Genomic DNA, 19992 nt, shown 5'->3' with positions numbered 1-19992 from the left:
TGACCGGGACGGTGGCCCGCTTGCCCACAGAAGAGCGGGACTGCCTACACATCGCTGGGACCGGACATCAGGTGTCGCGTCTCATTGAGACTGCTCCGGCGTTAGGCCCCTGACCAGGTCGGAGCAGTTTCGTTGAGACTGGCGGGACCTGGTGTGTGTCATCCGATCTGCTTCATCGTGCAGTTTTACTCGGGGGATCTCACGGAATCTGCTCCATGTGGTGCATCTTCGATGGCGCTCCGCCGCGTGGTGTAGGCCGTGCAGATCTGTGCAGGGGGCTGGCGCTGGCGAGCACCGTAGGCGCGACATAACCGATCGACACCCTGATCGTGATGACGTTAGCTGGGCACCATGCCGGAACTGCGTACCGATCGTCTCCTGCTCCGCCGGTGGCGGGAGTCCGACCTCGAACCATGGGCGGCGATGAACGCCGATCCCGAAGTTCGGGAACACCTGGGCGAACTGCTGACGCGGGAGCAAAGCGATGCCACGGTGGCTCTCATGCAGGCAGAGTTCGACGAGCGAGAGTTTGGGTGGTGGGCGCTCGAAGCACGGGAGACCGGTGAGTTCATCGGCCGCGCCGGCTTGGACGAGGTGGGCGAGGACTTGCCGTTCGCGGGGGTGGACGTCGGGTGGCGGTTGATACGTTCAGCATGGGGTCACGGTTACGCCACCGAGGCCGCCCTGGCCTGCCTGGCCTTTGGCTTCGAGGCCCTCGGGCTGCCGGAGATCGTTGCGTCGACGACGGTCAACAACCTTCGTTCCCAGGCGGTGATGCGCCGGATCGGAATGGCCCGGGATCCGGCCGACGACTTCGAGGATCCGAGTGTGCCCGAGGGGCCGCTTCGCCAGTGTGTGCTGTATCGGACCACCGCAGAGATGCCCACAGGCTAGACCACGCGGCGGGACACGACCGCATCTTCACCGAAGACCTCCGGGGTGGGCCGTAATAGGTGCCGGTAGGGGGACGGGCTGAAGCGCTCGCGTAGTTCGTCGAGGACCCACTTGGTGAAGGCCGGATAACTCCCGTAGTGCGAGTACGGGTGCCAGCTGAAGTAGGGGTTGACGGTCCTTCGGATCTCTTGGACGAATAGCTCGATGCCGGGTGTGCTCTCCATCAGCCAGCAGAAGTCGGCCGGGACACCGAGAAGTTCGAAGGGCTCACGCGGAGTGCTTGCAGGGAGATGCTCATCGAGGATGAGTGATCGCCAGTAAGGCGAGGACAGGATCCGGGTCAGTTCGATCACGTTCGGGTAGTAGGCGGCTTCGGATTCCGGATCGTCGTGACGGACGCTCCACTTAGGGCCGAGGATGTCCGTCAGACGCCGACTGATCTTCTTGTTGAAGATGCCGATCTTGTTCCACTCCCAGCAGAGCTTCTTCGCGTCGTAGTAGGCCGCGCGGACGGCGAGGCGTCCGCGTCGGCGGATCAGTCTTCGGTGGCGCCGGTTCGCCGTGATGACTTCCGAGGCGACCTTGGGATGGCTGCTGAGGTCGAGCGAGCTGGTGGTGCCGGTCCAGACCCAGTGGCTTGGGCAGATGACGTCTTCTTGCCGGGCCCAGAAGCGTTCGTGGGTGCGGCCGAGCTGCTTGAGTGCCGTGCTCTTACCGGTGGTCGACGGCCCGGAGACGATCAGCCCTCTGCGAGCGCTGATCTCCCGCCGGTTCAGCAGGGTGAGCAGCCGCCCCCGGTGTGTGACCTCGCGGACCGCGGAGGTCGCGACCACGATCATCTCTGAGTGATAGTCGATGCGCTGTTCGTCATAGGTGTCACGGTCCGCGACGGACATCTGCGTCCACTGCGTGTCAGGGAGAAGCGCCAGTTGGGGTGGCGAGGATTCGACGAAGCGCCGCCAGCCCGACAGGGTCAGCGTGGTGTCGCGAGGCATGTCCGAGTGCACCGGGGCAGGAGTGCTCACCACCGTCGCTCGGCCTCCTTGCGGGCGTCGAAGATGCCGAGGGGCACGACGTCTGCCAGGGACTCGTCCTCTTCAAGTTGATTGGTTTCGGGCTCATCGAACGCGGGCTCGTCCGGGGGTCGGGCGCGTGAGCCGGATGTATCGAGGACGGCCGGACGGCCAAGCGCGTTGGAGCGCCGCCGCTTGCGCCGGGGTGGAGTCTTCTCCGTGGAGGCTCCGGGCGGACCGTCGTGTGCGCGCTGGAGCAACTTGCCGACCACTGCGGCGATACACCTCGGTCGACCAGGTCCGCCGGGCGCTGCCGCCGTCGCCGACGTGAAGGCTCAGCTGCCGCCGGGCCCGAAGAAGAGCGTTGACGCGGAGTCCGAAGTGGTCAGGGCCAGCGGCCCGAGCTTGGGCAACCCGGACCCTCCACCGTCCGAGCGCGAGAAATACAGAGGTTTTGGCCTGTCCAGTGCAACGCAGGTCAGCGGCGGGGTAGCACGCCCAGGAGGGTCGCGGTCAGGGCCAGCTTCAAGTAGTCCTTCAGCTCCAAGTGGAAGCGGGCCAGGTCGGGCTCGGCCTGGTAGGCCGCCTGCAGGCTGGGTGGGGGTGTGCTGTACGCCGACAGCGCGCCGGCCATGACCATGGTTTGCAGGCTGAACAGTGTTGCGTTCTCGCCCAGCTCCGGCAGGTACTTCTGGATCAGGGCGGTCATGGTTGTCAGGCGGTCCAGGGAGGCGCGCTTGTAGCGTGCTACGACCTCGACGGAGACGTTGTGTTCCAGGACGCTGCCCTGTGCGCCGAAGAGGTCGCACAGCACCACTCGGCCGGAGAGTGAGCGGCTGAGGATCTCGGCCACCGCTGCCGCTCGCTCGGTCATGGGTAGATTTTCGTCGATGCCGGCGGCCAACTCGCCTGCCAGTTCCGTCAGCCACTCCTGCAGGAAGTGGTCCAGCAGTTCTAGCAGCACCGCCTCGCGAGACTCGAAGTAGCGCAGCACGTTCGGCTTCGCCAGGCCTACCCGGCGGCTGAGCTCGTTCAGGGTGACCGCGGCCACAGGCATCTCGTCGAGCATCGCCGACGCCATGTCGAGGATCGCCCGTCGGCGGATCTCCCGCTGCTCTTCGGTTCGCGCCCGCTGGAAAGTCACGATCGCCAGCCTAACTTAGGTACCTGCGGTACGTTGACAACGTACCGAAAGTACTTTAACGTCATCGGCGCAAGATACCTTCGGTACGTTAGTTAGTTGGGAGCCTGATCATGAGCGAGAAATGGACGACGGCGAACATTCCGGACCAGCGCGGGCGGGTGGCCGTGGTGACCGGGGCCAACACCGGACTGGGGTACGAGACCGCCAAGGCGCTCGCCGAGCGCGGGGCGTCCGTGGTCCTCGCCGTGCGCAACGTCGAGAAGGGCGAGCAGGCCGCGGCCCGCATGACCGGCGACGTGACCGTGCAGGCGCTGGACCTGACCTCGCTCGACTCCGTCCGGACCGCGGCGGCGGCGCTGCGGTCCCGGCTCGACCGGATCGACCTGCTGATCAACAACGCCGGCGTGATGTACACCCCGAAGCAGACCACCCGGGACGGCTTCGAGATGCAGTTCGGCACCAACCACCTCGGCCACTTCGCGCTCACCGGGCTGCTGCTGGACCTGATGCTGCCGGTGCCCGGCTCGCGCGTGGTGACGGTCAGCAGCACCGGCCACCGCATCCGGGCCGCGATCCACTTCGACGACCTGCAGTGGGAGCGGTCGTACAGCCGGGCCGCCGCCTATGGTCAGTCCAAGCTGGCCAACCTGATGTTCACGTACGAGCTGCAGCGCCGGCTCGCCACGCACGGCACCACCGTCGCGGTGGCCGCGCACCCCGGCATGTCCAGCACCGAGCTCGCCCGCAACACCCCCGCGGCCCTCCGGCTTCCGCTCACCTGGCTCGCGCCGCTGATCACCCAGACGCCGGCGATGGGCGCGCTGCCGACCCTGCGCGCCGCCACCGACCCCGCCGCGCTCGGCGGCCAGTACTACGGTCCCGGCGGACGCAACGAGGTCATGGGCCACCCCCGGCTGGTCACCTCCAGCCCGGAGTCGTACGAGGTAGCCGTCCAGCAGCGGCTGTGGGCCGTCTCCGAAGACCTCACCGGGGTGAAGTTCCCCGTCGTTCAGTCCAAGCAGAACTCGTTTCCCTCCGGATCGGCCATCACGATGTAGCCCGCGCTGGTAGGAGGCGCCGGCTCGTCGCGGCGCAAGCGGGTGGCGCCGAGACCGACGAGGCGCTCGCACTCCGCTTCGAGGGCGGCCATCCGCTCGTCGCCGTGCAGGCCGGGTGCGGATCGTTGTCGGCCGGCGATGACGGTTCTGACGGTGGTCAGGGCGATGACCTGGCCCTGGACACGACGGTCGTGGATCTGGTCGATCATTTCGCGGTGATCGACGACCCGCGCGATGCAGAACCCGTTGTCGAGCAGGACGAACGCGCTGAGCTCCTCGCCGGCCTCGCGCTCCGGGACGACAGTTCGGTGTGTGGATCCGTCGGGGAGGACGCCCTCCAAAGTCCGGCTGCCCTGATGCGGGTACGCGACCCAAAGGGTGCCGAGCCCCCGGAGTCCATCATCGTCACGATCGTCTCCAGCGGGCTTGCCCCGTAGCTGGTCGCATACAGCGGACCGGACGCATCCTGTGCGGCCACGGACCGGACCGGCATGGCAATGCGAGAGGAGAGAGAGTCATGCGTCCGCATCCTGCCGCATGCCACTGGCACTGTCAGCGGAGTGATCAACGCTCAAGAGCCGACCGTCTCGGCTGATCAGTTCGGCCGGGAATCAGTCAGATCGCTGGTCACTTCCACCGGGTCTCGCTCAGTTCTACTGGGAAAGGACAGACGGGACATCAGGCACCCGAATCACTCGCGTGTTGCGTGGCGCACTATTGCAAGCATGCGCTTGCAATAGTTAGCACTGATGGTGCAGCATCGGGACATGGCATCACTCAACGTCGGCAATCTCGGCGAGTACCTCCGCGAGCAGCGGCGCAGTGCGCAGCTCTCGCTGCGGCAGCTCGCCGACGCCGCCGGGGTGTCCAATCCGTATCTGAGCCAGATCGAGCGCGGCCTGCGCAAGCCGAGCGCGGAAGTTCTGCAGCAAGTCGCCAAGGCGCTGCGGATTTCCGCCGAGACGCTGTACGTACGGGCCGGGATTCTCGATGAGAAGGAGCGCGGGGAGCTGGAGACGCGTGCCGTCGTCCTCGCCGACCCCTCGATCAATGAGCGGCAGAAGCAGGTGCTGCTGCAGATCTACGACTCGTTCCGCAAGGAGAACGGGTTCGAGGTCTCCGGCAGTACGGAAAACGCGGATGCAACGGACATGATGGACACCGCCGCTGAAGGCCCCCGCACGGATGGGGGCACCTCCCAGGCCGAAGGCTCTGGGGGCAATGATGCCGACCAACCCTCAAACTGATCTGCGATCCGGGAGGACCACAGTCATGGCCATCACCGATGACCTGCGTAAGACCCTCACCGACCCGACCCCCCTCTACTTCGCCGCCGGCACCGCCGACCTCGCCGTTCAGCAGGCCAAGAAGGTCCCCGCGCTGATCGAGCAGCTCAAGGCAGAGGCCCCGAGCCGTATCGACGCCGTGCGCAACACCGACCCCAAGGCCGTGCAGGAGAAGGTGACCACCCAGGCCAAGGAGGCCCAGGCCACCGTGCAGGCCAAGGTCACCGAGGTGCTCGAGACCTTCGACACCGATCTGAAGAAGTTCGGCGAGACCGCTCAGGACCTGGCGCTGCGTGGTGTCGGCGTGGCCGCCGAGTACGCGGTCAAGGCCCGTGAGACGTACGAGAAGGTCGCGGAGCAGGGCGAGCACGTCGTGAAGGCGTGGCGCGGCGAGGCGGCCGAGGAGATCGCCGAGATCGCCGTCGCCGTCGAGCCGAACGCCGAGCCGGCGCCCAGGGCCGACGTGACGACCGAGGCGCCCGAGGCGAAGGACGAGGCCAGGAAGCCCGCTCCGCCCGCCGCCCGTAAGGGCCCCGCGCGCAAGGTGACGGCGAAGAAGAGCAGCCCGTCGTCCGCCAAGTAACAACGGTTACAGCGGTGACGCGTACCGGGAAGACGGGCCGGGCACCTTTTGGGGTGTCCGGCTCGTTCTCCCGGTACTTTGGCCGCGAGGCGCTACACAACCACTCATGAGGCGGTGCTCAGCATGTTGCGTGCGGGATTCGACTTCGGCCTCTGGCTGGTGCTGAACCTGGTCTTCGTCGTCAGCTCCGTGACCGCGCTGATCATGGCGGCCATGGCCCGCGAGGACGCCTACCGCGCCGCCGACAAGCAGAAGAAGTCCTTCTGGCTGATCATCCTCGGCATCACGGTCGCGCTGAACCTCTTCGTGTCCGTGCTGTTCCTGTCGATCGCCGGACTGATCGCGACCATCGTCTTCTTCGTGGACGTGCGGCCCGCTCTCAAGCAGGTCTCCGGCGGCGGCCGTGGTGGCCGCGGCGGATCGAGCAGCGACGGCCCGTACGGCCCGTACAACGGCGGGCGGTAACGGGGGACAGTGGCGGCAGCGGGCCGGCGAGTGCGCCACGACCCGTAGAGCGAACGGGCCCTACCTCCGCGGCGTACCGTTTCTGCTCAGCAGCAGCACGGCCACATCGTCCGTCAGCTCCCCGCCGTTCAGATCGCGCACCTCCGAGACCGCCGCCTCCAGCAGCGACTCGCCCTCGAGTCCCGCCGCCAGCTGCCGGTTGATCATCTCGACCATCCCGTCCTGGCCCAGGCGCTGCTTCGTGTCCGGCCCCTGCCGTCCCTCGATCAGCCCGTCCGTGTACATCATCAGGCTCCACGCCCCGCCCAGCTCCACCTGGCGGCGCGGCCAGCGGGCCCGCGGCAGCAGGCCGAGTGCCGGGCCGCCGTCCTCGTACGGGAGCAAGTGCGCCGCCCGCCCCTGCCGGGCGATCAGCGGCGCGGGGTGGCCCGCCAGGTACAGGCCCGCCCGCCGCCCGTCCGGTGCGATGTCGACCGCGCAGAGCGTCGCGAAGATCTCCTCGCTCTCCCGCTCGTGCTCCAGCACCTGCTGCATCGTGGAGAGCAACTCGTCCCCGCACAGGCCCGCGAAGGTCAGGGCCCGCCAGGCGATACGCAGCTCGACGCCGAGCGCCGCCTCGTCCGGGCCGTGTCCGCAGACGTCGCCGATCATCGCGTGGACCGTGCCGTCCGGGGTGCGGACCGTGTCGTAGAAGTCGCCGCCGAGCAGTGCCCGCGAGCGTCCCGGCCGGTAGCGGGCGGCGAAGCGCAGATCCGAGCCCTGGAGCAGGGGAGTGGGCAGCAGGCCGCGCTCAAGGCGGGCGTTCTCCTGGGCACGCAGCCTCGACTCGGCCAGTTTCACCTGGGCCGCGTCCGCGCGCTTGCGCTCGACGGCGTAGCGGACGGCGCGGCTCAGCAGCCGGCTGTCGAGCTCGTCGCGGAAGAGATGGTCCTGTGCCCCCACGCGTACGGCCTCGGCCGCGCGCTCCGCGTCGCCCGAAGTGGTCAGGGCGAGCACCGCGTGGCGTGGCGCGAGCCGCAGGACGTGCCTGAGCGGGCCGAGCGTGTCCTGGCCCGCGGCACTCGGCAGGGCGAGGTCGACGAGGATGCAGTGGACGTCGTCCGTGAGCAGCCGCTCCGCCTCGGTCAGATTGCGGGCACTGCGGATACGGACCCGGGTGCCGGCCGCGTCGAGCAGCTCGGGGACGGTGAAGGTGCCCGCCGGGTCGTCCTCGATCACCAGAAGCGTGAGGTCGCCGCCGGCGGAGCTGCCGCCGGCGGTGCTTGCGGTGGAGCTCCCGCCGGTGGAGCTGCTGCCGGTGCTCGTCGCACTGGCGCCGGCGCTCCCACGGTGGGTCTCCGCGAGGGGGACCCCCCTCTGGCGCGGTACGGGTACGGGCATCGTCTCCTGGCTCCTTCCCTCCCCCCGAGGGCGCGGTGGAGCGACGATCGACGCTCCACCCGACGGGGACCATAGCGGTACCGGACGCCGGAGCGGAATGCCGTGAGTCAAAGAGCCACTGTCATATGCCGCGCATGGGGAGGTACTTGCTCAGCGAGCCATGACGAACATCACGCACCCGTCACCCCGTGGTCATATTCCTTCACTTGTCGGGGCGTACGACTCCGAGAATGGCCATCGAACCCGCGCCCGCAATCGTCACATTCCGCCCAGGGCGCGGCGCGTGCACGATCGCGCCGTCGCCGATGTACATCCCCACATGGCTCGCGTCGGCGTGGTAGATGATCAGGTCGCCGGGCCGCATGTCCTTGATCTCGATCCGCGGCAGCAGCCGCCACTGCTCCTGCGAGGTGCGCGGGATGCCCTTCCCCGCCGCCGACCACGCCTTCGACGTCAGCCCCGAGCAGTCGTACGACCCAGGGCCTTCCGCCCCCCATACGTACGGCTTGCCGATCTGCGCCGTCGCGAACTGGAGCGCCTTCTTGCCCTGCGGGCCCGCGCTGCGGCTGATGTCCTTCAGTGCGCCCGAACTCAGCCAGGCCGTCTGCGCCTTGTACTCCGCCTGCTGCTCCAGCTGGAGAAGCCGTGCCAGCTCCTCCTTCTGGAGCTTGTCCTCCAGCTTCTTGGCCGCGGCGAGCTGGGTGTTGATCTCCTTCTTCGCCGCCGCCTGCTTGACGCGGTTCGCCTCGAGCTTCCGCCACTGGGCGCTCGCGTCCTTGGTGTACGCCGCCAAGTCGGCCTGTGTCCTGGCCAGTTCGCCGAGGAGGTCCTTGGTGGCCTTGTGGCCCTGCTGGATACGGCCCGCGCCGTCCAGGAAGAGCTGCGGATCGTCGGTGAGCACCAGCTGCGCCTCGGGCGGCAGGCCGCCGCCGCGGTACTGCGCGCGGGCGGCGGCGCCCGCCTGGTCCTTGAGCCGGTCGATCCGGGCCTGTCCTTCGACCGTCTCCTGCGCCAGTCTGACGATCTCGGCCGACTGCTTGTCGGCCTGCTCCTCGGCGAGGTTGTACGCGTCGGTCGCGGCGCCGGCCTTGCGGTAGAGAGCGTCGATTTCCAGACGCACCTGCTCCAGCGACTTCTTGGGGCCACCGGCACCGGTACCCGCACCCGCGGAAGGGGGCGGCTCGGGGGCCGCGAAGGCCTGGCCGGGTGACGCCAGCACGGTCAGTGCGCAGACCAGAGTGATCGCGGCAGTGGCACAGCGGCGTCGGTTCACGACTCCCCCTCCGTGAATGTGATTTACCGTCAGTAACTTGGGGCGCCGTCGCGATCGTGCCACGACGTCCGCAAAAGTGACAGAGCCAGTCGGCAGATGACTGCCGAACGGTGGATCACTTCCACCCGTCAGGGACGAACAACGCGCTCCCTGCGTTCCCTCGTTCGCACCTGTTCACATGGAAGTGGGTGCGAGCGCCGCCCAGTTCACCGTGACTTCTCCCTGTCGCCACCGCCGCCGGTCGTCCACCACCGGCCAGTCGCCCGCCACGTCCCGTACGGCTCTGATCCAGCGCTGCCGGGCGCCCAGCGAGGCGTACGGAGCGGCCGCCGCCCACGCCCGGTCGAAGTCCCGCAGGAACGCGTGCACCGGCTCGCCCGGCACATTGCGGTGGATCAGCGCCTTCGGCAGCCGTTCGGCGAGGTCCGACGGTCGCTCCAGAGAGCCCAGGCGGGTCGCGAAGGTGACCGTGCGCGGACCCTCCGGGCCGAGCGCGACCCACACGTGCCGCCGCCCGATCTCGTCGCAGGTGCCCTCGACCAGCAGCCCGCCGGGCGCGAGGCGCGCCCGGAGCCGCGCCCAGACGGCGGCGACCTCGCCCTCGTCGTACTGGCGCAGCACATTGGCCGCCCGGATCAGCGCCGGCCGCCGCTCCAGCGGGATCTCGAAGCCGCCGTGCCGGAAGGCGAGCCCCTCGCGCTCGTACGGCTTCGCGGCCGCGACCCGGGCCGGGTCGATCTCGATGCCGACGACCTCGCAGCGGGGCTCGGCGGTGCGCAGCCGCTGCAGCAGTTCCAGGGCGGTCCAGGGGGCGGCCCCGTACCCGAGATCGACGGCGACGGGCGCCTCGCTGCGGCGCAGCGCGGGGCCGTGGGTGGCGGCGATCCAGCGGTCCATGCGGCGCAGCCGGTTGGGGTTGGTCGTCCCGCGGGTCGCGGTGCCGACGGGACGGGTCATAAAGCGAGGGTATGTGCTCGCGACCCGCCCTTTGGATGGTAATGATTTGGCAAAGCGGAGTGCCGCCGGAAATGGAAGGGCGAAGTCCGCTGTTGTGAGCCTCGAAGGGCTGCGTACGCCTGCAGCTTGCCGTGCCCGCAGCTTGCCGCCCGCAGCGAGGAGGACCGTCGTCGTGAGCCAGTACGTCTCCCGCCTCGGCGGCAGCCTGGTGGCACCGCGTATCCGGTTCCCCGGCGGTCATCGCAAGCCGCGCCGGATCGCCATGCTCAGCGTCCACACCTCCCCGCTGCACCAGCCGGGGACGGGCGACGCGGGCGGCATGAACGTCTACATCGTCGAGCTCGCCAAGCGGCTCGCCGCGATCAACATCGAGGTCGAGATCTTCACGCGGGCGACCGCGGGCGAACTGCCGCCGGTGGTGGAGCTGGCTCCCGGCGTGCTCGTACGGCATGTCGACGCGGGTCCCTACGAGGGCCTCGCGAAGGAGGACCTCCCGGCCCAGCTGTGCGCCTTCACGCACGGCGTGATGCAGGCCTGGGCCGGACACCGCCCCGGCCACTACGACCTCGTCCACTCGCACTACTGGCTCTCCGGCCATGTCGGCTGGCTCGCGGCCGAGCGGTGGGGCGTCCCGCTCGTCCACGCCATGCACACCATGGCGAAGGTCAAGAACGCCGCGCTCGCCGAGGGAGACACGCCCGAGCCGCCCTCGCGGGTCATCGGCGAGACCCAGATCGTGCGTGCCGCGGACCGGTTGATCGCCAACACCGGCGAGGAGGCGGACGAGCTCGTCCGCTTCTACGACGCCGATCCGGCCAAGGTCGCGGTGGTCCACCCGGGCGTGAACCTCGAGCGCTTCCGGCCCGCGGACGGCCGCGCCGCCGCGCGGGCCCGCTTGGGGCTGCCGCAGGACGCGTTCATCCCCCTCTTCGCGGGACGCATCCAGCCGCTGAAGGCCCCCGACATCCTGCTCCGCGCGGTCGCGCTGCTCCTTGAGCGCGACCCCTCGCTGCGCGGCCGCCTCTTCGTCCCGATCGTCGGCGGCCCGAGCGGCAGCGGCCTCGCCAAGCCGGAGGGCCTGCAGAAACTGGCCGCCCGCCTGGGCATCGCGGACATCGTCCACTTCCAGCCGCCCGTCGGCCAGGACCTGCTCGCGGACTGGTTCCGGGCGGCGTCCACGCTGGTCATGCCCTCGTACAGCGAATCCTTCGGCCTGGTGGCGATCGAGGCCCAGGCGGCGGGCACGCCGGTGGTGGCGGCGGAAGTCGGCGGCCTGCCCGTGGCGGTACGCGACGAACTGACCGGTTTCCTGATCCCCGGCCACAACCCCGCGGACTACGCGCAGGCTCTGCACCGCCTGCTGGCCGACCCCGCCCTGGCCGCCCGGATGGGTACGGCGGCGGCCCGGCACGCGGAGTCCTTCGGCTGGGACACGGCGGCGTCGGCGACGGCGGACGTCTACACGGCGGCGATGTACGAACACCGCCGGCGGGTACGCTCGCACCATGGCTGACGTAGGGCAGACAGCGCAGGTCATCGAGCGGACGCTGAAGGACGCAGAGCTGGAGTGGGAGAGCCCGGAGCCCGGCTCGTACGTGGTGAAACTCCCCGGCACCCGCAAGCTGTCGACGACCTGCTCGCTGCGGGTCGGCAAGCACTCCCTGTCGGTCAACGCCTTCGTCATCCGCCATCCCGACGAGAACGATGCCGCGGTTCACCGCTGGCTGCTGGAGCGCAATCTGCGTCTGTACGGGGTGAGTTACGCGATCGACCGACTGGGCGACATCTATCTGGCCGGCCGCCTCCCGCTCTCGGTGGTCACCCCGGAGGGGCTGGACCGCGTACTGGGCACGGTCCTTGAGGCGGCGGACGGCGCGTTCAACACGCTGCTCGAGATGGGCTTCGCGAGCGCGATCCGCAAGGAGTACGCGTGGCGGGTGTCGCGGGGGGAGTCCACGCGGAACCTGGACGCGTTCACGAATCTGACCGGTGGTGGGTGAGGCGGGGGTTCCCCCACTCCACCCCTTCCCTTGGCCGGGGCTCCGCCCCGGACCCGGCGATTGAGGACACGTGCGTCCGGGGGGTCCGGGGCCGCACAAACCCTTCCCGCGCCCCGCAACCCATGGCATGCTCGCCGCAGACTCACACCTGAACGTCGTTCACATCCATGGAAGGCGGGCTCATGGGCACCGGTCATCGCGCCATCACCAGACGCACCCTGCTCGGCAGCGCCACAGCCGTCGCCGCAGTCGGCATTGTCGGCCCAGGCACCGCCGTCGCCGCCGCCGCCGCCGAAACATCCCCCCTCTGGGCCGAGTTCCGCCGCACCCCCTACATCCACCCCCAGATCCCGTACGTCGGACGAGCCGGCCAACGCCACGGCGCCGCACACTTCCCCCGCCGCCCCGTGATGGCCAATGTCCTTGCCTACGGGGCCGAACGGGACGGCTCGGCCGATGCCGCTCCTGCCATCAACCGTGCCGTCGCCGCTGTAGGCGAACGCGGCGGCGGCACGGTCCACATCCCCGCCGGCACCTACCGCATCGACGACCTGATCCGCATCGGACACAGCAATGTCGTCCTGCGCGGCGCCGGCAGCGGCCGCACCAAGCTGTACGCGACCAAGAACCTCACCGAGCTCATCGGTCCGTACGGCAGCCGCTACGGTGGCGACAAGTCCTCCTGGTCCTGGGCCGGCGGGCTCATCTGGCTCTGTCCCAGGGACCGTTGGGCCCAGCTGACCGACGCCATCAAGGCCAAGGACTGGCCCTTCGAGGGCTGGACCGGCAACAGGCGCGACGAGTGGCGCACCCTCGCCACCGTCCGGCCCGCCCAGCGCGGCGACCGGTCCGTCACCGTCGCGGACGCCTCCGCGCTGCGCCGCGGGCAGCTCGTACTGCTCCGCCTCGCCGACGACGCGAACCACACCCTCCTGGAGCACATGGCGGGCGACGGCGCCGGCCCCGAGGCGTACATCTGGGACGACAAGACAAAGCTGACCTCGTACGTCCCCTACGAGTGGCCCGTACGAATCACCCGCGTCAAGAACAACACCGTCACCTTGGAGCGCCCCCTGCCCCTCGACGTACGCCCCGAATGGGACCCGAGGATCACCACCCTCGCCACCCCGCTCACCGGCTCCGGCGTCGAAGGCCTCACCCTCGAGGCCGTGGAGACCCCGCAGTCCCAGCACCTCCTCGACAAGGGCTACAACGGCGTCACCTTCCAGTGCGCGTACGACTGCTGGGCCGACGACATCACCGTCCGCCACGTCGACAACGGCTTCGGCCTGGTCGCCGCCTCCGCCTGCACCCTGCGCCGTACCCGTGTGGAGGGCCGCGGCTCCCACCACCCGTACTTCTGCCGCGAGGGCTCGCACGACAACCTCATCGAGGACTTCGGCATAGCCCAGCGCACCACACCCGCCCCCGCGAACACCCAGCTCCACGGCATCAATGTGGAGGGCCTGTCCAGCTACAACGTCTGGTCGCGCGGCCAGATGGAGATGGGCACGTTCGACACGCACCGCGGGATGCCGTTCGCCAACGTCCGCACCGAGATCACGGTGAACAACAACGGCCGCCACGGCGGCGACGCCTCCGCGGGACCGCTCTACGGAGCCCGGTTCACCCACTGGAACGTCACCGTCACCAACGAGCGCGCCGGCCTGGTCAAGATCGACACCATCGCCCCGTACAGCGCGACCGTCGCCATCAGCACGGTCCGCGAGTTCGACCAGATCGACGTCCCCGACTTCGGCGGCGCGTTGAACTCCCGGCTGGAGGCATACGGCACGCCCGGTGGCGTACAGCCCCGCAATCTGTACGAGGCTCAGCGCGAGCTGGAGCGATAGCGACCGGGGGACACCCCCACCAACCGCTTGAAGTGGCGCGTGAGATGGGACTGGTCGTAGAAGCCGGTCGCGGCGGCGACGTCACCCGGCGGCCGCCCGTCGAGCAGGAGACGGCGGGCGCGGTCGACGCGGCGGGACGTCAGGTACTGGTGCGGGGCGATGCCGTACGCACTGCTGAACGCCCGCACCAGGTGGGCGGGATGTGCCTGCACGAGCCGCGCGGCCTCGTCCAGGGCGATGCCTTCGACGAGCCGTTCGTCGAGGAGTTCGCGCAGCCGGCGGGCGAGGGCGGGGTCACGGCGCGGGGCCTCGGCGACGAGCCTCGGCCGCAGGTGCGCGCGCAGCCGCTCACCGACGAGCGTCAGCCGGCTCTCGGCCTCCAGTTCGTCGCCGGGGTGGGTGAGCGCGGTGTGCAACTGGCCGACGCGCAGCCGCAGTACGGGATCGCGCAGGTCGGGCCCGTCCACGGCCGGCCCGATGAGGTCCTCGCCGAGGCGGGTGCTGTCGAGATAGAGGACGCGCTTGCGGAAGCCGTACGGGGTGACGGGGGAGCCGTTGTGCGGGACGTGCGGCGGCAGCAGGGACACCGTGTCGTGCGGGGTGCCGTGCTCGTGCCGGTCGAGGTCGTACCGTACGGCGCCGTCGTCGACGATGAGCAGCGTCCACGCCTCGTGGACGTGCATCGGGTACGCGTACTCCGTGAAATGGGCGTGGAAGACCTCCACGACACCCGGGATGCGCGGGCGCCAGGCGAAGACGTTCCGCTGTGGGGCCATGCAAAGAACGTACAAGACGGCGTCGTACGGCGGCCGCCAGTCTCGACGTATGAGCACTGAACCGATGCGCTTCGACACGAAGATCGCCGTCCTGCTGCGGGAGGACCTGGAGCCGTGGCAGCGCCTGAACGTGACCGCCTTCCTGGTCAGCGGCCTGGGCTCACAGCTCCCGGAAGTGATCGGCGAACCCTACGAGGACGCGGACGGCGTCCCGTACCTCCCGATGTTCCGCCAGCCGGTCCTCGTCTTCGAGGGCACGAAGGAGACCGTGACGTCCGCCCACACGCGGACCCTGTCCCGCGCCCTGCCCCGCGCGGTTTTCACTTCCGACCTCTTCACCACGGGCAACGACGACGACAACCGCGCGGCCGTGAGGGCGGTGCCGACGGGGGAGCTGGACCTGGTGGGGATGGCGGTGTACGGGCCGAGGAACGCGGTGGACAAGGTGCTGAAGGGGGCGAAGATGCATCCGTGATCGCGCTCGATGCCGGGGCAGGGTGTGTTCAACATGCGTACCTGGTGACCCCAGGCCGTCAGGCTTCGCGTCGCGCTGCCTGCTCCGGCAACTGCTCCGGCAACGGCTCCGGCGCGGACTCCGGTGCTGAAGCAGCCGGTTGCAGAGCCGGGTCCGCGTCCTCGGCGCTCTCCGCCGGCAGCCCGCGCATCAGCAGCCAGTACCCGAGCCCGGCCACCGTCCCCAGCACCGCGCACGTGCCCCACAGCCACTGAGCCCCGTACCGGTCGATGATGACGCCGGACATCAGCGGGGCGATGAGCGCCGCCACCGACCAGGACAGGGTGTACATGCCCTGGTAGCGGCCGCGCCCGTGCAACGGGGATAGCCGCACCACCAGACCGGTCTGCGTCGGAGCGTTGACGATCTCGGCGAGCGTCCAGACGCAGATCGTCACCGCGTACACGGCGACCGAACCGGCGAAGGCGGTGAGCCCGAAGCCGTACCCCGCGAGCAGTGCGGAGATGATCAGCAGCCGGCGCGGATCGCGGTGCTCGATGAAGCGGGTGACCGGGATCTGCAGGGCCACGATCAGTACGCCGTTGACCGCGATCGCCATGCCGAAGTCGGAGCTGCTGAAACCGTCCGCGCCCATCGCAAGCGGCAGTCCGACATGCCCCTGCATGAAGATCAGCGCGATGAGGAACGACAGACCGACGACGCTCATGAACCGCCCGTCGCGCAGCACGGTCCCCATGCTGATCTCCGGCTCGGCGGGCTTGTCCGCGGTGGCCTTCGCCCGCTCGGGCCGTGACTCCGGCAGTTTGACGAAGATGACGATCGCGCAGATCAGCGTCATCACGGCCTCGCCGAGGAATCCGGCGAGATAGCTGTACTCGGCGATGAAGCCCGCGCCCGCGGACGAGATCGCGAACCCGAGGTTGATCGCCCAGTAGTTGAGGGAGAAGGCCCGCACCCGGTCCTCGGGCCGGACGATGTCGGCCATCATCGCCTGCACGGCGGGCCGCGAGGCGTTGGACGCCATGCCGACCACGAAGGCGACGGCGGCGATGGCGACGGGGTGCTGCACAAAGCCGAGCACCGCGACGGAGACGGCCGTCGAGCTCTGCGCGATCAGCAGCGTGGGCCGCCGGCCGAGCCGGTCGGCCATCACACCCCCGCCGAGCGAGGAGACGACACCGCCGAGCCCGTGCAGGGAGGCCACAAGTCCGGCGTACGCGGGCGAACAGCCCCGCTCCAGGGTCAGGTACAGCGCCATGAAGGTCGCGACGAAGGCCCCGAGCCGGTTGATCAGCGTGCTCGTCCACAGCCACCAGAACTCCCGGGGCAGTCCCGAGACGCTCTCTCTGGCGGCACGTCTGAGACCGGCGACGGACATACGGATTCCCCCACGGAGAGCATCATGCTTGTAAGTGGCCGAGCAGCCATCCGCAAGTTACATATGCCGGGGCCCCGGCCGCCAGTCAATTGACGCCGACCGTCAACTGTCGGCGGTGTCGTGTGCGTCATTGGCGTCTATTAGGCTCGGACGCATGGCCGACGCACCGTACAAGCTGATCCTCCTCCGCCACGGCGAGAGCGAATGGAACGCGAAGAACCTGTTCACCGGCTGGGTGGACGTCAATCTGACGGAGAAGGGCGAGAAGGAGGCAGTCCGCGGCGGTGAGCTGCTCAAGGACGCCGGCCTGCTCCCCGACGTACTGCACACCTCCCTCCAGAAGCGCGCCATCCGCACGGCGCAGCTGGCGCTGGAGTCCGCGGACCGCCACTGGATCCCGGTCCACCGCTCCTGGCGCCTGAACGAGCGTCACTACGGCGCGCTGCAGGGCAAGGACAAGGCGCAGACGCTGACCGAGTTCGGCGAGGAGCAGTTCATGCTCTGGCGCCGCTCGTACGACACCCCGCCGCCGGTCCTCGAGGACGGCACGGAGTTCTCGCAGAGCGACGACCCGCGCTACGCGACGATCCCGGGCGAGCTGCGTCCGCGCACCGAGTGCCTCAAGGACGTCGTCGAGCGGATGCTGCCGTACTGGTACGACGGCATCGTCCCGGACCTGCTCACGGGCCGCACGGTCCTGGTCGCCGCCCACGGCAACAGCCTGCGCGGCCTGGTCAAGCACCTGGACGGCGTCTCGGACGCGGACATCACGGGCCTGAACATCCCGACGGGCATCCCGCTGGTCTACGAGCTCGACGCCGACTTCCACCCGGTCAGGCCGGGCGGCACCTACCTCGACCCGGACGCGGCGGCGGCGGCGATCGAGGCGGTCAAGAATCAGGGCAAGAAGAAGTAGTTTTTGCGATCACGCCCCTGACCTGCGCGGTAAGCGCAGATCAGGGGCCGTCGCATTTCCTGGGCCGTCTGTGGGCCGTCACTCCGCGTGATCTTGGGGCCTGAGCGCCCTGCCGAGAGCCTTTCGGGCACGGTTGCGGCTGCTCGGCATCAGGTGTGCGTACACCTTCAGCGTGAGCCCCGGATCGGAGTGCCCCAGGTACTCGCTGACGGCCTTGATGCTCTCTCCCGCGTCCAGCAAGACCGAGGCATAGAAGTGATCGCCTTCGGGATTACACCCACCTTGGCGAGCGCGGGCTTCCAGTGGTCCTCGTTCAGCGACGTACGCCAGACGTGCCCCCCGAGCGGACCGGTGAAGATCAGGCGCTTGGTCACGGGCGAACCGCCGGCACGCATCCACGGCAACGTGATCTCTACCGGTGGGAAGAGCTTCATGTGTGCCTTGAGCGCGTCTGCCACGGGCTCGGGCAGCGGCACGTCACGTAGCTTGCCGCCCTTCGGGGGAGCGAACACAGGCTGGCTGAGACTCAGCTTGAGCTGCTGTACGACGCTCAGCATCTCGTTGTCGAAGTCCAGCTCTTCGACTGACAGACCGAGGATTTCCCCCTTTCGCATGCCGCAGCCAGCACCGACGTCCACCATGGGGCGGAAACGCTCGACCAGGGCTCCGCGCATGGCGAAGACCCGTTCCGGCAGCCACGGGACGACGCGTCGCGCTCCCATCTCGGGGAGCGTCACCGTGCGGGAGTGGCAGGGATTCCGAGGCAGGTATCCGTCCTCCACGGCCGCGCTCAGGATGGCGCACGTTGGAGAAGATGACCCGAGCGTACGAGCCGGACATCCCGGAGCCTTCGAGCTGCGTCACAAACTCGCGGATGTGGCTCGGCTGGAACGTCCCGAGCGGGCGCGGCCCGATCTTCGGGAAGGCGTGCAGCCGCAGTTGGGACTTGATCGAGGCCCTGGTGTTCGGCTCGCCGCTGTGGCTCGCGATCCACTTTTCCCCGAACTCCTGGAAGGTCATGCGGGTGGTCCTCGGCTCGATGTACTGACCGCGCGACATGTCGGCCTCGATACGAGCCAGCCACTCCTCAGCGAGGCGCTTCTTCCCGTCAGGGAAGCTCTTGCTCTTCTCGGTGCCGTCGGGAGCGACGTAGCGGGCGCGGTAGCGCATACCTGCGCCGTGCCGGTCGGTCTTGACGCGGACGGTCTTGCCCTCCGGCTGACCGCCTGCTGATGACCATCGAGGCGGGAACCGTCTTCATGCTGCGCGATGGGCAGGTGACGGCGGCGACCATCACTCTCACGCCCGATGCGGAGGAGGGGCTCTGGACGGAAGACGAACTGCGGGAACCGTCCATGTTCGTCAACAAGCTGACGGTCGCCCGCACGCATGCCGGCCGAAATCTCGGGGGGCGCCTTCTCGACTGGGCAGGGGATCGAGCGCACAGGGCGTCGGCCAAGTGGCTCCGACTGGATGCTTGGACGACGAATGCGAGATTGCAGGACTACTACCTGAGTCAGGGTTTCGTTCACGTCCGGACGGTCCTTGAAGGCGATGCAGTGAACGGCGGCCCGCGCGTCTCTGGATGGCTCGCACAGCGAGCGGCGCAACCAGCTGAGCACGGGTTTACTGATCAGACGCCCGCGCCGACTCGCTTGGGATTCTTGCCTCAGTGACCGGTCAAAGGAGCGGCCTTCGGCCTCGCGACCCTAGGTCCTGTCCGGGCGATCTTCGTGGGCCCGCGGCGCCTGGCACGGCACCTCGCTGCGTTGTCGCATCGTGCGAGTACGGCCGAGTACGAGCTGCGATGCTCCGCCTTGCGATGCAGCTCGGCATCCGAAGACGCGGACCATGGCACCGCCGGGGGCGGCCCTGGTGGCGTTCGAGCCGGTCTGAGCGGCTTGGGCAGGAATGAACTTCCCAGTCCACAATGGATTTGGTGACTTCGAGCGACGCGGCGTCCACCTCCGCACGCCCAGCGTCGAATCGTCGAACGGCACGACACCAAACAGAGGAGGACCCCATGTACGTCGTGGTCCAGCACAGGATCTTGAACCCGGAGACAGCGTTTCCCCGCGGCCAGGCCCTTATCGACGGCATCGGTGCGCCGGATGGCAGCCGGGTGCTGCAGTTCTACCCACACGTCGACGGATCCGCCGTGACGTGCCTCTGGGAGACAGAGTCCGTTGAGGACGTCCAGCGCTTCGCCGACGAAACTCTCGGTGACTCGAGCATCAACGTCTGCTACGAGGTCGACTCGGAGAAGGCATTCGCCGCCCCTCCACTCGGCCTCAGGCCGTCGTCGGCACCTGCCACCTAAGAGTTAGTGCTCAAGCAGCACCGAGCGGTGGCCACCCGCTATCACAAGCGCCGCGACGTCTACCTCGTCACCGCCACCGCCGCAGCCTTCACCATCTGGCTCCGCACATGATCGGCCGGACAAGCCTGGCCCGAGCGGGGCCGTCTGGGGGCCGTCCGAGGACGACCGACAACGACCAACGACGACCACCAACGACAGCTCAGCCGCAGGTCAGTTGGGGT

The 19992-nt window shown here is 68.9% G+C and carries 19 protein-coding genes and 2 pseudogenes; 12 read left to right on the top strand and 9 right to left on the bottom strand.

Annotated features, from left to right (window positions below; translation table 11 throughout):
- The first annotated feature begins 351 nt into the window (after positions 1 to 351).
- Positions 352 to 894, top strand: coding sequence for a GNAT family N-acetyltransferase (locus SLUN_RS18275; protein WP_108149540.1), 543 nt, complete (start codon positions 352 to 354; stop codon positions 892 to 894).
- Here SLUN_RS18275 and SLUN_RS40335 read toward each other — a convergent pair.
- Both SLUN_RS40335 and SLUN_RS18260 read right to left on the bottom strand, forming a co-directional pair.
- Entirely contained in the window at positions 891 to 1919 is a 1029-nt protein-coding gene (locus SLUN_RS40335; RefSeq protein WP_175313438.1) for a hypothetical protein, read from the bottom strand. The genes SLUN_RS18275 and SLUN_RS40335 overlap by 4 nt on opposite strands.
- Before the next feature lie 466 nt (positions 1920 to 2385).
- Positions 2386 to 3051: a TetR/AcrR family transcriptional regulator gene (locus SLUN_RS18260; RefSeq protein ID WP_108149536.1), complete on the bottom strand. Its 666-nt coding sequence runs from the start codon at positions 3049 to 3051 to the stop codon at positions 2386 to 2388.
- A 110-nt stretch (positions 3052 to 3161) separates the two neighbouring features.
- Here SLUN_RS18260 and SLUN_RS18255 point away from each other — a divergent pair, with 110 nt between their 5' ends.
- The gene (locus tag SLUN_RS18255; RefSeq protein WP_108149534.1) at positions 3162 to 4109 is read left to right on the top strand and encodes an SDR family NAD(P)-dependent oxidoreductase; all 948 of its coding nucleotides are present in this window, start codon (positions 3162 to 3164) and stop codon (positions 4107 to 4109) included.
- Here SLUN_RS18255 and SLUN_RS41260 read toward each other — a convergent pair.
- Positions 4061 to 4450, bottom strand: coding sequence for a VOC family protein (locus SLUN_RS41260; RefSeq protein WP_254709979.1), 390 nt, complete (start codon positions 4448 to 4450; stop codon positions 4061 to 4063). The genes SLUN_RS18255 and SLUN_RS41260 overlap by 49 nt on opposite strands.
- Before the next feature lie 426 nt (positions 4451 to 4876).
- Between SLUN_RS41260 and SLUN_RS18245 the strand changes: the two genes are divergently transcribed.
- From SLUN_RS18245 to SLUN_RS18235, 3 genes are all read left to right on the top strand, one after another.
- Positions 4877 to 5356, top strand: a complete 480-nt coding sequence (locus SLUN_RS18245; protein ID WP_108154816.1) for a helix-turn-helix domain-containing protein — start codon at positions 4877 to 4879, stop codon at positions 5354 to 5356.
- A 25-nt stretch (positions 5357 to 5381) separates the two neighbouring features.
- Positions 5382 to 5978 carry a hypothetical protein gene (locus SLUN_RS18240; protein WP_108149532.1) on the top strand — a complete coding sequence of 199 codons (597 nt, stop codon included), beginning with the start codon at positions 5382 to 5384 and terminating at the stop codon, positions 5976 to 5978.
- A 123-nt stretch (positions 5979 to 6101) separates the two neighbouring features.
- Positions 6102 to 6443: a DUF2516 family protein gene (locus SLUN_RS18235; protein ID WP_108149530.1), complete on the top strand. Its 342-nt coding sequence runs from the start codon at positions 6102 to 6104 to the stop codon at positions 6441 to 6443.
- Positions 6444 to 6503: 60 nt separating this feature from the next.
- Here SLUN_RS18235 and SLUN_RS18230 read toward each other — a convergent pair whose 3' ends face one another.
- The 3 genes from SLUN_RS18230 to SLUN_RS18220 all read right to left on the bottom strand — a co-directional run bounded on the left by SLUN_RS18230 (position 6504) and on the right by SLUN_RS18220 (position 10053).
- Entirely contained in the window at positions 6504 to 7823 is a 1320-nt protein-coding gene (locus tag SLUN_RS18230) for a PP2C family protein-serine/threonine phosphatase (protein ID WP_108149528.1), read from the bottom strand.
- Positions 7824 to 8025: 202 nt separating this feature from the next.
- Positions 8026 to 9096 (bottom strand): C40 family peptidase, encoded by a 1071-nt coding sequence (locus tag SLUN_RS18225; RefSeq protein ID WP_108149526.1) that lies wholly within the window; start codon positions 9094 to 9096, stop codon positions 8026 to 8028.
- Positions 9097 to 9270: 174 nt separating this feature from the next.
- Positions 9271 to 10053: a class I SAM-dependent methyltransferase gene (locus SLUN_RS18220; RefSeq protein WP_108149524.1), complete on the bottom strand. Its 783-nt coding sequence runs from the start codon at positions 10051 to 10053 to the stop codon at positions 9271 to 9273.
- A gap of 172 nt (positions 10054 to 10225) precedes the next feature.
- On the opposite strand from SLUN_RS18220, the gene mshA reads away from it, so the two are divergent.
- The 3 genes from mshA to SLUN_RS18205 all read left to right on the top strand — a co-directional run bounded on the left by mshA (position 10226) and on the right by SLUN_RS18205 (position 13906).
- Positions 10226 to 11566, top strand: coding sequence for a D-inositol-3-phosphate glycosyltransferase (mshA, locus tag SLUN_RS18215; RefSeq protein WP_108149522.1), 1341 nt, complete (start codon positions 10226 to 10228; stop codon positions 11564 to 11566).
- Positions 11559 to 12053 carry a type III secretion system chaperone family protein gene (locus tag SLUN_RS18210; protein WP_108149520.1) on the top strand — a complete coding sequence of 165 codons (495 nt, stop codon included), beginning with the start codon at positions 11559 to 11561 and terminating at the stop codon, positions 12051 to 12053. The genes mshA and SLUN_RS18210 overlap by 8 nt, the downstream gene beginning before the upstream one ends.
- 182 nt (positions 12054 to 12235) lie before the next feature.
- Positions 12236 to 13906: a glycosyl hydrolase family 28-related protein gene (locus SLUN_RS18205; RefSeq protein ID WP_254709980.1), complete on the top strand. Its 1671-nt coding sequence runs from the start codon at positions 12236 to 12238 to the stop codon at positions 13904 to 13906.
- Here the strand turns inward: SLUN_RS18205 and SLUN_RS18200 are convergent.
- On the bottom strand, positions 13885 to 14682 hold the full coding sequence (locus SLUN_RS18200) for a helix-turn-helix transcriptional regulator (protein WP_108149516.1): 798 nt from the start codon (positions 14680 to 14682) through the stop codon (positions 13885 to 13887). The genes SLUN_RS18205 and SLUN_RS18200 overlap by 22 nt on opposite strands.
- On the opposite strand from SLUN_RS18200, the gene SLUN_RS18195 reads away from it, so the two are divergent.
- Positions 14681 to 15157, top strand: a complete 477-nt coding sequence (locus SLUN_RS18195) for a DUF2000 family protein (RefSeq protein WP_175313443.1) — start codon at positions 14681 to 14683, stop codon at positions 15155 to 15157. The two genes, SLUN_RS18200 and SLUN_RS18195, sit on opposite strands and share 2 nt — an antisense overlap.
- 58 nt (positions 15158 to 15215) lie before the next feature.
- Here SLUN_RS18195 and SLUN_RS18190 read toward each other — a convergent pair whose 3' ends face one another.
- Positions 15216 to 16535 (bottom strand): MDR family MFS transporter, encoded by a 1320-nt coding sequence (locus SLUN_RS18190; RefSeq protein WP_108149511.1) that lies wholly within the window; start codon positions 16533 to 16535, stop codon positions 15216 to 15218.
- 154 nt (positions 16536 to 16689) lie between these two features.
- On the opposite strand from SLUN_RS18190, the gene SLUN_RS18185 reads away from it, so the two are divergent.
- Complete coding sequence (locus SLUN_RS18185; RefSeq protein ID WP_108149509.1) at positions 16690 to 17451, top strand: phosphoglyceromutase; 762 nt, start codon at positions 16690 to 16692, stop codon at positions 17449 to 17451.
- 78 nt (positions 17452 to 17529) lie between these two features.
- On the opposite strand, the pseudogene SLUN_RS18180 reads toward SLUN_RS18185, so the two are convergent.
- Positions 17530 to 18693: pseudogene (locus SLUN_RS18180) on the bottom strand (tyrosine-type recombinase/integrase); the annotation flags it as partial.
- On the opposite strand from SLUN_RS18180, the pseudogene SLUN_RS18175 reads away from it, so the two are divergent.
- Positions 18666 to 19127 (top strand): annotated as a pseudogene (locus SLUN_RS18175) (GNAT family N-acetyltransferase); the annotation flags it as partial. The pseudogenes SLUN_RS18180 and SLUN_RS18175 sit on opposite strands and share 28 nt — an antisense overlap.
- 347 nt (positions 19128 to 19474) lie before the next feature.
- Positions 19475 to 19771 (top strand): hypothetical protein, encoded by a 297-nt coding sequence (locus SLUN_RS18170; RefSeq protein ID WP_108149505.1) that lies wholly within the window; start codon positions 19475 to 19477, stop codon positions 19769 to 19771.
- Positions 19772 to 19992: the final 221 nt, after the last annotated feature.

Origin of the sequence: Streptomyces lunaelactis, assembly GCF_003054555.1 — a bacterium.
GTDB classification, from domain to species: Bacteria; Actinomycetota; Actinomycetes; order Streptomycetales; family Streptomycetaceae; genus Streptomyces; species Streptomyces lunaelactis.
Note: the sequence above shows the minus strand (reverse complement) of the source record. Positions and strands in the feature narration are given on the sequence as shown.